This is a genomic window from Pseudoalteromonas luteoviolacea, from assembly GCF_001750165.1.
Lineage (GTDB): Bacteria > Pseudomonadota > Gammaproteobacteria > Enterobacterales > Alteromonadaceae > Pseudoalteromonas > Pseudoalteromonas luteoviolacea_G.
Genome location: NZ_CP015411.1, coordinates 2,077,855 through 2,092,580, shown reverse-complemented (window position 1 = coordinate 2,092,580; position 14,726 = coordinate 2,077,855). Strand labels below are relative to the sequence as shown.

Genomic DNA, 14,726 nt, shown 5'->3' with positions numbered 1-14,726 from the left:
ATACGTAAACGACATTTGCACTACGTTGCCACTGGTATTACAACACCTCGTGAATACTTAGAACCCACTAATATATATTAACTTTATCACCCTGCATCATCCTACACCATCCAGGAGAAGGATAAATAAGTATACGTCACAGCTAAGCGCTATCATATATCAAAATGTGCCAGTTTTTCCTTCCTATATTTTTACACGCTATATTAAAATCCCATTTAATTATTTTAAATTTAACAATAAAATTTAACGCTTAACTAAGTAAAAAACCACTTCCAAACTCGGACTTAAAAACACTCCAACTTTAATACCTGTAAAATATTATATAATTCATATAATGTGAACAACCTCACTTTCAACTTAAAGCTCAACCACTTACTCTCGAGAAAAGAATTTCGATTCCAAATATTATAATATTAATATAATCACCCACCATGTAGACTTGTATAACAAATATAAACTAAAATTAGAGTTCATTTATTGTCATAGCTAATATATTTACAAAAGGGATTCACAGTGAAAAAGCTATTACTTTCGTCACTTTATGGACTATCTGCACTTACTACAATACATAGCAACGCTGCGCTTGCTGCGCCTTACCAAGTTGACCTTCACAGTTATTTCGAAGGTATTTCATTTCAACAAAATGATGAATCAACTAATGCTAACAAGTTTAGGTTGTCGCTTGGCGACATTAAAGTCACTAACATAAAAGAAGGCAAAAACACCGTTGAAGTAAAACTGCTAGATAAAGGCGGTAATAAACATGCAGCTTGGATGTGTAACACAAATGTAGACTACTCTGAAGAGGATCCAGGAAACATCCGGTTTTTGAGTTGTACCGGTGAGGGCTCTATGCATGGCTATCAATATATAGACATGGACCCTAAAGATTATACTCTGAATTTCTATCATAAAGACTCGCTGTTCCAAACCTATGAGTTTGCCCTTGAACAAAATGAATTTGTGAAACAGAAGAAAAACCTAAAGGTTGCAAGTTTATGGGATGACTATGCCGCGATTGGTGAAGCGCGGATGGATATTTGGCAATCAAGTTCACTAGAGCTAATCAAACCAGCGCCAAACACCCTTGACAGTGCACCAGGTGGTACCCGTTTGAATTTTCAACTTATTTATAAAGATAACGTCATAGGTGAAGGTCGCGGTTCAATGACAACCTATGAAGGCCGTCTTAAGTTCACAGGAGTGAGCTTTACCAAACCACATGAAGAGCGAGGTGGTCGCATCGCTGTCTCTAGTATGGAAGATGGTGAATATCACATTATCGCTTACAAAGAAAAAAATATCCCAGTTGAGTCATACACGTTCCGAGTAAAAGATGGAAAAGTTGTCCGAGCGGGTCTCCAGCTTAATAACGACGAAAGCGGTATTTACAGTGATACTGGTATGAATTGGTTTTTAAAAAGTACTGTTAATCTAGATGAACTAGCTAAAAGTGCCACCTACCCAGAAGATCCAAAGGAAATTCGTAAAAGAGAGCAAGAAAAGCAGCGCCTTGCTGCTGAAGCAAAGAAAAAAGCGGAAAAAGAGCAAAGAGCTAAAGAAGCTGCAGAGAGAAAAGAGCAACAGCGTATCGCACAAGCAGAAGCGAAGGCTAAGAGAGAACAAGCTAAGCTAGAAGCTGAGCAAAAGAAGGAACAAGCTCGATTGGAGCGAGAGCAACAGCAGGCAGAACTTAAAGCACAAAGAGAGCAGCAGCAGGCCGAACTTAAAGCAAAAAGAGAACAGCAGCAACTTGAAACTCAAGCAGAAATGGAGCAAGCAAGAGAAGACGCGTTGCAAGCTAACTCAGGCGCAGTCTCGTTCAGTTTAAATCAACTATTGCTAGCACTGACATTGATGTCTTCAGGTTTACTTATCGCAAAAACTCGTGTTTTAACCAAAGTGCCACAAATTGGCAAAACGGTCTTAGCCATTGAAGGTCAATCATTGTATGTTGGATATGCCGTAGTTGGATTAGGGGTGTTTGATTTCTTAACTGATTTATTGTCTTTTTCTCCAATAATTGGAGGAGGCTTGACTCAAGCAGCTGCAATTGCCAGTGGTGTGTTGTTGCTTAAAAATGATGCAAAGCTTAATCAAATTCAGCCATTTGTAAAATTGAAAAGTGCGGTAATGCCTTACGAAGAGCAAATCGGATTAGCTGCCATTGCTATCGGTGTTCTACACCTACTTGTTGGTGGCCTTCCATTGATTTAAATATGCCTTTTTAACATCAAGCAATCACTACGTTGTCAAAGGCTTTACAAAGTTACTTGTAAAGCCTTTTTACTTTGCACTTTCGCTAAAGCAATGGCATCCACTAAACCACCAATATATTCTCTGCTTCGAACTAAATTTAGATAGAGTACCTGTGAAAGCCGAGGTCTAAATATTCACACTTTTTATCGCAATCGAACTAATCGCTTTTGACGTGTTGGCTCAGTGAGGTATAGAAACTGCGAATAGTCATGCGCTGCATTGATCAGCATTTTACCTTCATTATTGCCAATCCAAGTTACATCTGAATTACCGGACGATAAATCATACTCTACCAATTTATACTGGCTACCCTGTTCCAAAGTGACAAATAGCAGATTTGACTCAGTCGTTACACCAATTATCCCTGCCGCTTGCGATTGCCAAACGCGCTCAACTTCACCAGCACCAGTGCGCTTAAATACCTCAGATGTATTCGAAAAGTAAATATTATCTGCTTTATCCAACCCCATCGAATAACAAGACAATCTCTCACCTTTAGCCTCAAAATCCTTCAACTCACCTGTTTTCAAATCGAACTTTGCCGCATGAAACCCTACTCCATCCGATGAACGGTAAGATACCAATAAAGCATCACTATGGTGATATGCTTCACGAAGATAGAATGAGCTGTGTACATGTGGGATTGCCTCAACTTTATTTGAGGCAACATCAATGCGGAATATTGTATTTTTGCTAGCCGTGAATACAGATTTGCCATCTTTGGACCACGCAATGCCAAACAGCTCAACATTGTCTGGATTTTTAAATAGCAGCCGCTCTTTCCCCTGCTCATATAAAAATAATTGCTTTTGACCAAAACGATGTGACTCAAACACAAATACCGAGGACTCTGGTGCAAATACAGGCAAAAAGTCCACAGAGGAGGAGTTGACTAAGCGCTTCAAAGTCTTAACGCTTGCTCGATTCGCGCTTAAAATATCAACGTCCACCTTCACAAGCTCCATAAAAATCTCTTCACCGTTGTATGAGTAGCTCGCGTCTCGCACAATCTGATAATTTTTAAACGGTAACTTAGTCACGCTGCCTTGCAGATCAATCGAGAGTATTTCATTGCGTTTACTCAGCAGTATGCTTTTTTTATCTGGATGCCAGCTTAGTCCACTTAATCCATCTTCAATCGTTACAAGCGTCTTCGAGTATCCACTATTTAGGTCAAGTAAATCTACTCGGTACTTATTTTGACCTGCTTCAAAACCTAATGCTATAGATGCTTCATCAGGGGATAAAGACTGCATTAAGAGCCAATCAGTTTGTTTTGACTGATGTAAAACGCGCTTGTCCTTTGTAATAAGATTATATGAAACTAGCTGAGTATCACTACTTGCCCGGCGTTTTTCAGTAAAGTAAACCGTATTATCCGTCGCCCAGTCCAATCTATGGCTTGAGATCACATAATCTGTTGTACGGTATGCCTCCTCTTGATCAAGGGGCAGCATTGAAACTAGATCCAGTGTGGTAACTTGTAATGATGAACCTACCTGTTCTTTTAATGTAAAAACCAAGCCATTACTGTTTGGGCTCCAACCTAAGCTTAAATAATCTCCCGGCTGGCGAGAAATGCGCTTTTCCATTCCTGTATCAAGTTGTTTAATCCATATATGTTTACTGGTTGCTTCGTCTCGTATGAACGCAATATACAAGCCATTTGGTGACGTCATAAAAGCGAATTCATTACCTGAACTACTACTAATTGGCAACAGATCTGAAAAATCGTTTTTGTAAGGCTGTTGATTTGAAAAGAGGGACACAAGCGCCAAAACAACTATCAAAACAGCAATACCACCCCCAAACACACACTTTAAAGTGTTTGATTTAGGACTTGGCACTTCTAAGCTGTATCCTCTTTTAGGATGAGTAATTAGCAGAAATGGCTGTTTAGCGTCGTCATCAAAAGCCTTTCTCAGTATAGCAACACATCGTTGAACAGAGCTTGGGTTAAAAATTGCTTTCGGCCACACTGCGCTAAAAATCTCTTCCTGACTTACCACCTCACCTTTATGGGAGTACAAGTAAACCAATACTTCCATGACTTTCGGCTCAATGTTGATTACCTCGTTAAAAGCTGTAATTTGACACCGTTTAACATCTACGTGATAACTCCCTATTTTAAACTTCAACTTCACAACTCCCAAATAAGCTTACGATTCATATACTAAGCTTTTCTTAAGGCAATCTCTAGCTGGATTTAATAGCATAAATAGAACGCTTTAATACACGCTGTCCTCTCACTTAATAAAAAAAAGAATGAATGATGGCTGTACTTTTTACCTTAATAATTTTACTCAGCGCGTTTTTATTATTTCAAATTCAACCAATTTTAACTAAAGAACAATTATCACAGTTTGGTGGGGGAGCGTCTATTTGGTCAGCTGGACTATTTTTCTTTCAGACGTGCGTGCTGTTGGGCTACTTATATATCCACCTTATCCGCCACTTGCGACTACAGTGGCAAATTGCGTTACACCAAGTCCTTTTAATCATAGCTGTGGCGGTTACATATACACACGTGGAACAAAGTACGCTCAACACACTGCCACCTATATGGTCAGTTGTTGTGTCACTTGCCGTTCAAATAGGTCCTATTTTTATCATGCTAAGTACCACATCCGTACTGTTACAAAAATGGCATTGTTTATTAAACCAAAGCCCAGTACCCTATCACTGGTACGCTCTGTCAAACTTTGGCTCCCTAATCGCACTGCTAACATTTCCATTTATATTTGAGGTTTACTTCGCTCTCACTACACTCAAAGAATTATGGTTTCTAGCTTTACTCGTATTAGTGACACTCCTCTTCGCGCTGATGGCATTGCTCACACACAAAGTGTCTCGAAAAACATCGGTAAGCCCAACAAAGCCGACCAAGACTATTTTCAATCATCACCTCCTATGTATCACTTTGGCAGCACTAAGCTCTCTACTGTTAAGCTCTACCACCTTTATGATTAACGTTAACATTCCGCCAATGCCTTTAACTTGGGTTATTCCTTTAGCGATTTATTTGATCACTTTTATCATTGCGTTTTTACTTCCAGTGCAAAGCGGTAGTTTTTACTCTAACTCCGCTTTAGTCTTTGCGACTTTGGCGGGTATTTTAATGTACTTTTTAGGTAGTAAATTTAGCGCTGCCGCTCAGTTCAGCATGTATACACTCGTATTATTTATTTGTACATTAAGCTGCCACAGAGCATTGAGACAAATTGCGCCTAACCAGCATTCAATGACATCTTTCTATATCTGTATTGCTTTTGGCAGTGTACTTGGAAGTTTCACAAGTTCAGTTTTTGCACCTGTCATCTTTAACCTGCCATTAGAGTATCCTCTTACGCTGCTCGCAATTTTTTCATTACATCTATACAACTACACCCAATGCTCTGTATCCAAATACATGAAACTCGGATACCTGATTATACTCATGTCAGTTACGTTTAGCTTCGTTCTATTGAATAACGCGTATACAACACTTAACGTGATAACCAAAAGGAACTTCTATGGCATGCTAACCGTTAAAGACCTCACAATTAACGATACAACTGAACGCCGCCTTATAGATGGGACAACAATTCATGGTTACGAGCTAATGGATGGTGCAAGCCCAAATACAGGCTATTACCACGGAAAAACAGGGATTGCTAAAGCGATAAAGACCTTGCAAGCAAACGGCCCAATAAACATAGGGATTATTGGCCTTGGTGCAGGTGTGCTAGCAACGCAAGGCAGAAAACATGACACGATTACTTTCTATGAGTTAAACCCAGCCGTTTACCACGTCGCTAAAAAGTATTTCAGCTATCTGAATAATAGTTTGGCCGATATCGAGGTAAAAATAGGTGACGGTCGACAGTTGATTGCTAAAGAAATATCCCAAAGTGCCTTTCAACAAGATGCGATTGTTATTGATGCTTTTACCAGTGATGTGATTCCTACGCATTTACTCACCACTGAAGCATTTGAGTTGTATTGGCAAAGAATGCGCAATAACGGTGTATTAATCATGCATATTTCCAATAACCATATTGATCTCATGCCTGTTATGGCAAACCTAAGCTTACGTTTTAATAAATCATTATTGCTTTTTGATTTTAAAAGCAGTGCAAGCTCGCAGCTGGGATCTAGATGGCTCATCATGACAAGCAATGAGGTATTTATTGAGTCAATGCCAACATCTACTCTAGTAAATAGATACGTATATATAAACCAATTCACAGCACCATGGACAGATGAAAAACACAGCTTATTACCGTATATAAAGCTATAATTTTAAATTTTACTTAGATATGGCCTTGTGTAGCCAATGTTATATTTGACTACACAAGTGCTGCTCGCCACATATTGCTTAACTTACATCTTTAATATAACTAATTTTGTCATTTTTAAATTCAAAGTAAGACTTACCTTGTGTCGTCAGCGCATCACCCTCTTTTAGCCCATTTGACAGATCAACTGCAAGTACGCCTAAATAATCAATATCTACCTGAGCAGTGGTGTCGTTGATAATCAAATTGGTGACTGTTTGGTTTCTTTGACTAAACAGTTTTGCAGACTCATTGGCAAGATTCTCAAACTCTTGCTTGCCTTCGGCCCTGACATTCACTTCGCCATTAGATTCATTTTCAAACACAATACTATCATCAAATAACGACAGCATCCCCCCGATATTAAAATCATTGTAACTCTCGATATATTGATTTATGAGTGTAGCTTTTTCTCGCTCCAACATTCTAACATCCTTATAATTATATATATTTGCCTAAATACTAACCTACCGACAAAACAATAAAAAATCAAAAGGATCGCCGAACCAAAGCCCCCATTTTAAAAAAGTTTATTATATAGAATATAAAAGTTGCTAAAGAGCGACAAATTCTCTTTAGCAACTTGGTTTACTGATTGGGAGATTGTTTTATTGAAAATATTCGTCCAAAGCCACTTTAAGGTGTCTTTGCATTGCAGCTCGATGATACTTTCTAACACCATAACTTTGCTCTAGGTGTATAAAGCGTTTTGATGATGCCTCAGCACTTTTGTGACAACTATCCACAGAATCATTGCTGTGGCGACCTTGCACATTCCAAGTGCCGCCTAAACTTTTTGTGTCATTGCCATACACACATGCCTTAATTACCCCCTCGTGTTCAACACTTCGACGTATAGAGTGCAAAATACTATGCTCATTAGGATTTGTTGAATATCGGACTGTTTCACTCAGATTAAGCATTAAATCGTTATCAGTACCACACTGCGCTTGTAATTTGGCTCGTGTTGTTTTTCCAAAACCATGGTATTGGATAAATACTGTAGATAAGTCGTAATCGCTCATGTATTCATGGACCACTTGAAATAACGATTCAGTTTGATGCGCAACATCACTGGCTGAATAATTTGTACCTGTACACTCGCTAATATCATGACTGCTGTCTCGTCGTGTGCCAGCCAACATGAGTAACTTAGTTTGCGTATATAAAAAAGCGTCTATTGCCTGTGTGCCCGTAAACGAGTCTCTCTTCGGGTGTGGTGCTTGTAGCACAGCATTGCTGCCTAACGTGTTAAGCACATATGTGCCACCGCCAATAAACTTGTCGCTTGGTAGCTGATATTTCTCTTGTAGTAAATAATAAGTTTTATCTGTGTCTACATCATTAAACTGAATGACTTGATAATCTAATTCATTTGCAAGCTCACTGGCCGTCGGCCAATCTTGCTGATGAAACACTTCAAATAACATCCGAAACTGCGTTTGATACTGATGGCTTGGTTGCACCCACTTGTTGTCTGCTTTAGTGCCATAATTGTAAGACTTTAAATGTTTATCTAACTCCCCAGACATGACAACCAAGGCTTTACTTGGGAAACTTACAAGGGTGAGTAGCAATAGTAGTAAGGTAAAAAGCACGTAAATTGCCAACGGGCGTGCGCCATTCGGTAAGCGAGTAGTATCAGTTTCAAATAGTTGCATAAAACACTCCAGCGGTGTGTGTCGAGCTGTTATAAGCAAGCATCCCTGGGCAGCCAGTACCAAAGTACCAATTTTCAGCAAGTGACCATGTCAAAAGTTGCAGTTATTATTACCAATATCTAAACAAAAGCTCTACCTAAAGCTAGAAAAATGAGCTTTTGGTATTACATCATAAAAGGAACATACACCCTTAAAAATCACAAATAGCTCATTTATTTCAAGAGCTTAAAGCACTGATACGACCACTTTGTGATTTTTACATTTCACGATATTGCAGAACGGATGTAAAAATACAAAATAAAGCAAACTAAATCAGTAGGATAATTAAAATTTCGAATTATTTTCAAATCTGATAGGTATTTTTTATTCGAGCAGTAGGTATTAGATTGGGCTTGCCAATCTAATACCTCTTAATTAGAAGTGTTCAAAGAATTGAGCTTGAGGAGATCTAGTTAATGCGTCTGGCCACACCGTTGTTACTAGCCGTTTAGATTGCGCCTTGGTATGGCCAAGTGCTAATAAAAGCAAACCAATCATCAAGCATGTCCTTCCAGAGCCGCCCTTGCTGTGCACTGCAACAGTTTTTCCTTGCGTTACAACATGTAAAATGTGCTGTAAATGCTTTTGCCAGCGCAAGTTAAACTCTTTATCTGGTACTCCGTCATCAGGCATCGGAAATTGCCACCAATACAATTCAACACTGGCACAACCAGCCTGTAACCCAGTCACACCGCTTTGAATGAGCTCTTCATCGCTCATAAGCGTGATCACACCTGCTACATTCGCCTCTTTAAGTTGTTTCAACGACGTGAAGAGTGCAACGCCCTTCGTACCCGGACAAGGCGTCAAAAAGAACGTGTGTCCTGACTCAGTCTTAAACGTGTCAAATGGATGTGTTGTCATAGTTATACCCCTCGCTCTATGATCTCACTGTTTTACTTAGGGCAAAGGATTCCCCCTTGAGGTCACATATAAGTCATACCAATCATGTCTCTCAAGGCAAACATCAATTGCCTGTATCGCATTTGTTAATCTTTTTTCATGGGTTGTACCAATCACTGGCTGAACCCTAGCTGGATGGCGTAGTAAAAACGCCAGTACAATTGCTTCCGTACTCACTTGATACTTATTTGCTAGTGCTTTAACTAATTCCGTTGTTTTTCGTACTCTTAGCTCACCAGAGTATAACCCTTGTTCAGAAAATTGCCCCTTTGCCATGCTACCCCATGCTTGCAATTGGATTTCATGTTGTTGACAGTACTCTAAAGTACCACTTACAAAGTCAACTAAGTGATTACCCTGACTGCCTACCATTACTCCATCATCCAACCAATCGAGCTTTGCCAAGCTCATCTCAATCTGATTCGAAATTATGGGCATATCTAATGCTGCTTGTAAGAAAGAAATTTGATGCAAGTTCATATTCGATACTGCAATATAATTGATTTTTCCCTGATTTTTTAGATTAGAAATTTGTTCTGCCAATTCTTCAACCTGCATAAGTGGGTCTGGGCGATGGAGCATCAACACATCAAGATATTCAATGTTCAAGCGTGACAATATCCCATCTACGGAGTGTTTCACCCACTCTCTCGAAAAGTCGTATCGCCCAACGTGCTCGCCACTTTTTTTACGGATACCACATTTCGATTGAATTACCATGTTCGGCCTCAAATCAGGCCGTTCAGATAACACCCTGCCAAACACTTGTTCAGCTCGCCCATCTCGATAAATATCTGCATGATCGAAAAATTGGATATTGGACTCTAGGGCACAGTCAATGATCTTATGCGCTTGCAATACATCAGCTTCCAAAATGTGGGGCCCTTGGCCACCTAGTCCCATGCACCCATATGCAATAGGGCCTACTGTTGGAAAATACTTTTTAATTGGTAAGTTGGTTTTCATACTTTACTCCAGCTAGTCGAAATACATATCTGGCTATATGATATTGTTCTTTATTTTGAATAAAAGTATGGAAATTAGAATTCTGTGTTCATTAATTTGAACAATTAATGTTGGAGTAGAGCGAGTGAATGAACATAAACGCATTGAATTGCTGCTGCTTTTTGTCAAGCTAGCAGAAGAGCTTAATTATACAAAAGCCGCAAAATCGCTTGGGATCTCCAAAGGTCAGCTATCGGATAAAATAAAGCGATTTGAGCAAGTCCTGAATGCCCCATTGCTAGTAAGAACAACTCGAAGTGTAAAACTGACCCAATACGGCCAGCAAGTATTTGAGCACGGAAAATCAATCAGGGGTCAATTGTTCGAACTTGAGCGCAGCGTCAATACAGAAAAAGTCGACGGTATGATCCGACTGACTGCACCACGTATGTTTGCGCAAATACACTTGCCAAGACTCTGTGTAGAATTTAAAAAACACTACCCAGAAGTTGAATTTTCAATTAATTCTAGCTATACAACACATAATTTAAATAACAAAGATTTTGACATCGCATTTAGGGCTACAATGTCTCCCCCGCAAGATATGGTGGCTATCAAGCTATTTGATTACCGACATATCATTGTCGCATCACCCAGTTACATAAATGCCCACTCTGCTATTAACCAACCCTGTGATTTATCCGAACATGCCTGCATAGTCGCCAATGGTCAATCTAAATGGTACTTTGAAAACGAAACAGTTTTGGTAAATGGATGGATGTCTAGCAATGACAATACCCTCATCAAACAATATGCCATTGAAGGCGCGGGGCTCATACGCGTTGCGAATTATTTTGTGCAAGCACAATTGGATAATGGCCAACTGATTGAGGTGCTAAAAGCATATCAGTCACCACAAAATGGGATGTATCTTTTCTACCCTCAATCAAGCCAAAAAGCACATAAAATCAGAACATTCATCAATTTTATAAAGAACTATTTTACTTTGAATACCAATTAATTAGCGTCGCAATTTTCCAGCCAAAGATCTAATTTAGATGCTCTCTGATATCACTCGCAGCGGACCTTTGGCAAGATAAACGGCAAGCTAACCCTTATACTTCCCCCGCTGTTCACTTTTTAAACTACACATTACTCCCTCCATACGCATTAGTCCTCGTGTAGTTTCATGATTTATGAATCTTTTTATCATAAATTTCACTTGGATAATTTTTTTAACACGTTACCATAGCAATCAAAAACAAGGATCTAACGTGTTATCAAGCATTATGTCTAAAAGTCAGGCGCTTGGACCTGGCATATTGATGGCCACGGCATCAGTAGGAGGCTCTCATCTTGTTGCAGCAACTCAAGCTGGTGCGCTTTTTGGTTGGCAGCTACTTTGGTTAATCATTGCAGTAAACGTACTCAAATACCCATTTTTCCGCTTTGGCGTAGAATATACCCTGCGCACTAACCAGAGCTTGGTACAAGGCTACAAAGATAAGAACCCTTCTCTTTTTTATCTCTTTTTCATCGTCAATTTACTTGCAGCCGTTGTAAATACAGCTGGTGTACTGCTGATTACCGCTGCGCTTTTGCAATATATACTACCCGGTGATTTTTCCCTCACAACGCTCAGTTTTGGACTGCTGTTTGTGTGTTTGGGCATCCTCATCTTTGGTCATTACAAACTGTTAGATAACTCTAGTAAGGTGATCATGGTCTTCTTGTGCATTGCCACAGCTGCTGCTTTCATCGTTGCCTTAATAAACGGTCCCGCTCACCCAACGCCGCAAGAAGCTCCTTCCCCATATGAATTGGCATTATTGGGCTTTATGGTTGCGTTGATGGGTTGGATGCCCGCCCCAATTGAAGTTTCAGCCATCAATTCTCTATGGCTAAAGAGCAAATTAAAAACCGCTAAACTAACCAGACAACAGAGCTTGTTTGATTTTAACCTCGGCTACGCCATGATGCTTGTACTCGCCTTGGTGTTTTTCGCACTCGGTGTGTTACTTCAATATGGTCAAGAACAAAAAATTGAATTGGCAGGCGTAGCATTTTCAAAGCAACTGATTGACATGTACGCAATGACGATAGGTGAATGGTCTCGCTGGTTAATCGCCGTTGTCGCGTTTTTATGTATGTTTGGCACAACCATCACGGTATTAGATGGTTACGCAAGGACATTAGATGAATCCCTAAAAATCATCAAGCCGCATGATTACAAGCACAGTTTATCTTTATTGATAGGACTTCAATCTGCGCTGGGTATGATCGTTGTTTTGTTCTTTAAAGGCAATTTAAAAGAAATGCTGATGTTTGCTATGACAATGGCTTTTTTAACTACGCCATTTTTTGCTTGGTTAAACTTATCTTTAATCAAAGGAGAGATATACGAATCACTGCCAAAACCCGTCAAAGTTTTATCCACGTTGGGACTAATATACCTCGTCTCGTTTTCGCTGTTGTTCGTCGTATGGCGTTGGGTTTTATAACAGATAAGGTATAAACAAAAGTCACTCATGACCATGTGTCATGAGTGACTATATATTACGCAGCTAATGTCTTAACTTGCTCCCAAATACTAACAACGTGCTCTTTGTCTTCATCTGTTAGTTCGCCATTGCGGTAGGCTTTTACAAGGCTTTCTTCTATCTTAGTATTTAACTCTTCTGGTTGTAAATTGAGCTCCTCAACTTGAGCGTAGCCCACAGCCAAATCAAAATGACCTCGCAAATAGCCACCAGCAAAGAGTTCATCATCATCTGCACGATCAACTAATTCATCAAAAAACTGCTGTGCAGCCTCTACATAGGTTTCAAATGACATTTCTTCTCCTCACTTATTCTTGATGCCCAACGGCATACATCACATGATCATTATATCCTGTGACGACTTTAATATAGCCACTCAATTCATCATCAAGTGTCTGGTCGCCCGTATCTGCTATCAATGGACGACCATCTAATGCTTGTAGCTTGCGCTTTGTCGCAACTACAATAATGTTTTCTTTACCAATTTGTTTAATTAATTCTGGACTCAGCTGCTGATTACCACGACCAAAAATATGGCCCTGCCCACCTATCAAGGTAATCACTAGTTTCGTCGGATGGTCTTTGGTCAACGCAAGCAGTTGTTTTGCGGTTAAGTCCTGTCCTAACAGCTCATGATCTTGAATCAAGTCAACCCCTAATAAGGTGTTCTCTAAGCCGAGCTCTTCCATCACAGCTTCAACCGTCGAGCCTGATCCCATGATATAACGGACTTCTTCATCCATTTCAGAGATAACAAACGCGGCAATATCAGCCAAAACCAATTCATCACTTTCTTTGCCGCCGTTTTTGACACTCTGCACATAACGTACTTCGCTGGGAACTTGCATTTCACCATAACGTTTTGCTTTAACCGTGCCGGCTCTAAACGCAGCTTCATCGATGTCCATTACATCTGCTTCAGCTAAGGTAACTAACTCACCTTTGATCAACATTTCAACCACTCGACCCGCAGCTTTTGGCGTAATGGCATAAACACCACTGTGGATCTTGCAACCCGCAGGTACACCCAACACAGGAGCTTTATCATCTACCACGGAACATATATTTCGTGCCGTGCCATCGCCACCTGCAAACAAAAGCAGATCAACCCCTTGTTCAATCAATTTTTTCGCGGCACGCTCTGTATCCTGCGCAGTCGTCTGGTCGTTTACTGTATAAATAACATGTGTATCAAAACCAAGCTCTTTTGCTATACGCTCCCCCATCTCACCTGATGCCGTATATACTTGAATTCGTTCATGAAAAGGCAATAACTGTTCTAGCGCAAGCTTTGTTCGATTGTTTGACTTGGGCTCTGCACCAAGCGCCAATGCTTTTTGTGCTGTATCAACACCATCGCTGCCTTTCAAAGCCACTGAACCACCTAACCCCGCGACGGGGTTAACAATTAAACCGAGTTTAAATGACATCTTCTAACTCCTGTGGGCAATCCCAAGAAAACTGTTCTTTTTGTAATGGCCACGGCGTATTGTAAAACGCCGATAAAGCTTTTAGTAACTGTTCCGTACGATTATTAAAGCCACTGTCTAGCAATACCAAAACTTGCTGATAAACTCGCTTTTGAAAAGTAAATCGACAAGTTTGCTCACCATTTAAATTATCTACCGATACATTAAAATCAAAGCCCGCAGCAACACTCAGTGCCCACTCAATGGCCTGAGGCTTTACTTCAACACTTTCAAATTCAGCTTGTTGCGCTTTATCACGGCCATCTGGGCAATACCAATAGCCATAATCTTCCAATAAGCGGCGCGCTTCTCCCGCAACTAACCAGTGGGCAATTTCATGTAGTGCACTGGCATAAAAACCATGAGCAAAAACTACCTGATGAAAAGTACACTCATCACTGGCAGGTATGTAGATGGGTTCATCATCACCTTTAACTAGACGAGTATTGTGAGTACTTAAAAACTGAGTATCGAATATATTTTTTAGATCAGATATACGGTGCATAAACGCCAATAAAGCGCGGTTTTTCAATGGGCGCTGATTGTACGTACTTTTGGTATGAAAGTAAAAATTATGACAAGAGTTCTCATCAC

Annotated in this window: 12 protein-coding genes; 4 read left to right on the top strand and 8 right to left on the bottom strand. The window is 40.0% G+C overall.

The features are described 5' to 3' along the window. Positions 1–513 precede the first annotated feature (513 nt). A complete protein-coding gene (locus S4054249_RS08920; RefSeq protein ID WP_046353960.1) occupies positions 514–2,217 on the top strand; it encodes a cell envelope integrity protein TolA in 1,704 nt (567 codons plus the stop codon). Between the two features lie 185 nt (positions 2,218–2,402). Here the strand turns inward: S4054249_RS08920 and S4054249_RS08915 are convergent, their stop codons facing one another. Next, positions 2,403–4,397 carry a winged helix-turn-helix domain-containing protein gene (locus S4054249_RS08915; protein WP_230851827.1) on the bottom strand — a complete coding sequence of 665 codons (1,995 nt, stop codon included), beginning with the start codon at positions 4,395–4,397 and terminating at the stop codon, positions 2,403–2,405. Positions 4,398–4,531: 134 nt separating this feature from the next. Here S4054249_RS08915 and S4054249_RS08910 point away from each other — a divergent pair, with 134 nt between their 5' ends. After that, complete coding sequence (locus tag S4054249_RS08910) at positions 4,532–6,538, top strand: spermidine synthase (RefSeq protein ID WP_052960796.1); 2,007 nt, start codon at positions 4,532–4,534, stop codon at positions 6,536–6,538. Positions 6,539–6,616: 78 nt separating this feature from the next. Here S4054249_RS08910 and S4054249_RS08905 read toward each other — a convergent pair whose 3' ends face one another. The 4 genes from S4054249_RS08905 to S4054249_RS08890 form a co-directional block, all read right to left on the bottom strand. Beyond that, positions 6,617–7,000 carry a nuclear transport factor 2 family protein gene (locus S4054249_RS08905; RefSeq protein WP_046353962.1) on the bottom strand — a complete coding sequence of 128 codons (384 nt, stop codon included), beginning with the start codon at positions 6,998–7,000 and terminating at the stop codon, positions 6,617–6,619. A gap of 183 nt (positions 7,001–7,183) precedes the next feature. Continuing rightward, complete coding sequence (locus S4054249_RS08900; protein ID WP_046353963.1) at positions 7,184–8,236, bottom strand: hypothetical protein; 1,053 nt, start codon at positions 8,234–8,236, stop codon at positions 7,184–7,186. 414 nt (positions 8,237–8,650) lie between these two features. Then, entirely contained in the window at positions 8,651–9,139 is a 489-nt protein-coding gene (locus tag S4054249_RS08895) for a hypothetical protein (RefSeq protein ID WP_046353964.1), read from the bottom strand. Positions 9,140–9,175: 36 nt separating this feature from the next. Then, entirely contained in the window at positions 9,176–10,144 is a 969-nt protein-coding gene (locus S4054249_RS08890; protein WP_046353965.1) for an aldo/keto reductase, read from the bottom strand. Between the two features lie 124 nt (positions 10,145–10,268). Between S4054249_RS08890 and S4054249_RS08885 the strand changes: the two genes are divergently transcribed. Next, entirely contained in the window at positions 10,269–11,144 is an 876-nt protein-coding gene (locus tag S4054249_RS08885; RefSeq protein ID WP_046353966.1) for a LysR family transcriptional regulator, read from the top strand. Between the two features lie 268 nt (positions 11,145–11,412). Further along, complete coding sequence (locus S4054249_RS08880) at positions 11,413–12,624, top strand: NRAMP family divalent metal transporter (RefSeq protein WP_046354052.1); 1,212 nt, start codon at positions 11,413–11,415, stop codon at positions 12,622–12,624. 55 nt (positions 12,625–12,679) lie between these two features. On the opposite strand, the gene S4054249_RS08875 is transcribed toward S4054249_RS08880, so the two are convergent. The 3 genes from S4054249_RS08875 to S4054249_RS08865 are packed head-to-tail and all read right to left on the bottom strand — an operon-like array spanning position 12,680 to position 14,637. Continuing rightward, positions 12,680–12,958, bottom strand: coding sequence for a YfcL family protein (locus S4054249_RS08875; RefSeq protein ID WP_046353967.1), 279 nt, complete (start codon positions 12,956–12,958; stop codon positions 12,680–12,682). A gap of 13 nt (positions 12,959–12,971) precedes the next feature. Further along, the gene (locus S4054249_RS08870) at positions 12,972–14,093 is read right to left on the bottom strand and encodes an ATP-NAD kinase family protein (RefSeq protein WP_046353968.1); all 1,122 of its coding nucleotides are present in this window, start codon (positions 14,091–14,093) and stop codon (positions 12,972–12,974) included. Continuing rightward, a complete protein-coding gene (locus tag S4054249_RS08865) occupies positions 14,083–14,637 on the bottom strand; it encodes an elongation factor P hydroxylase (RefSeq protein ID WP_046354053.1) in 555 nt (184 codons plus the stop codon). Before S4054249_RS08865 ends, S4054249_RS08870 begins: the two co-directional genes overlap by 11 nt. Positions 14,638–14,726: the final 89 nt, after the last annotated feature.

Excerpts from the sequence above, each read along its gene's own strand:
- S4054249_RS08910 (WP_052960796.1), top strand. The coding sequence starts at position 4,532 with ATGGCTGTACTTTTTACCTTAATAATTTTACTCAGCGCGTTTTTATTA.
- S4054249_RS08905 (WP_046353962.1), bottom strand. The coding sequence starts at position 7,000 with ATGTTGGAGCGAGAAAAAGCTACACTCATAAATCAATATATCGAGAGT.
- S4054249_RS08900 (WP_046353963.1), bottom strand. The coding sequence starts at position 8,236 with ATGCAACTATTTGAAACTGATACTACTCGCTTACCGAATGGCGCACGC.
- S4054249_RS08895 (WP_046353964.1), bottom strand. The coding sequence starts at position 9,139 with ATGACAACACATCCATTTGACACGTTTAAGACTGAGTCAGGACACACG.
- S4054249_RS08890 (WP_046353965.1), bottom strand. The coding sequence starts at position 10,144 with ATGAAAACCAACTTACCAATTAAAAAGTATTTTCCAACAGTAGGCCCT.
- S4054249_RS08880 (WP_046354052.1), top strand. The coding sequence starts at position 11,413 with ATGTCTAAAAGTCAGGCGCTTGGACCTGGCATATTGATGGCCACGGCA.
- S4054249_RS08875 (WP_046353967.1), bottom strand. The coding sequence starts at position 12,958 with ATGTCATTTGAAACCTATGTAGAGGCTGCACAGCAGTTTTTTGATGAA.
- S4054249_RS08870 (WP_046353968.1), bottom strand. The coding sequence starts at position 14,093 with ATGTCATTTAAACTCGGTTTAATTGTTAACCCCGTCGCGGGGTTAGGT.
- S4054249_RS08865 (WP_046354053.1), bottom strand. The coding sequence starts at position 14,637 with ATGCACCGTATATCTGATCTAAAAAATATATTCGATACTCAGTTTTTA.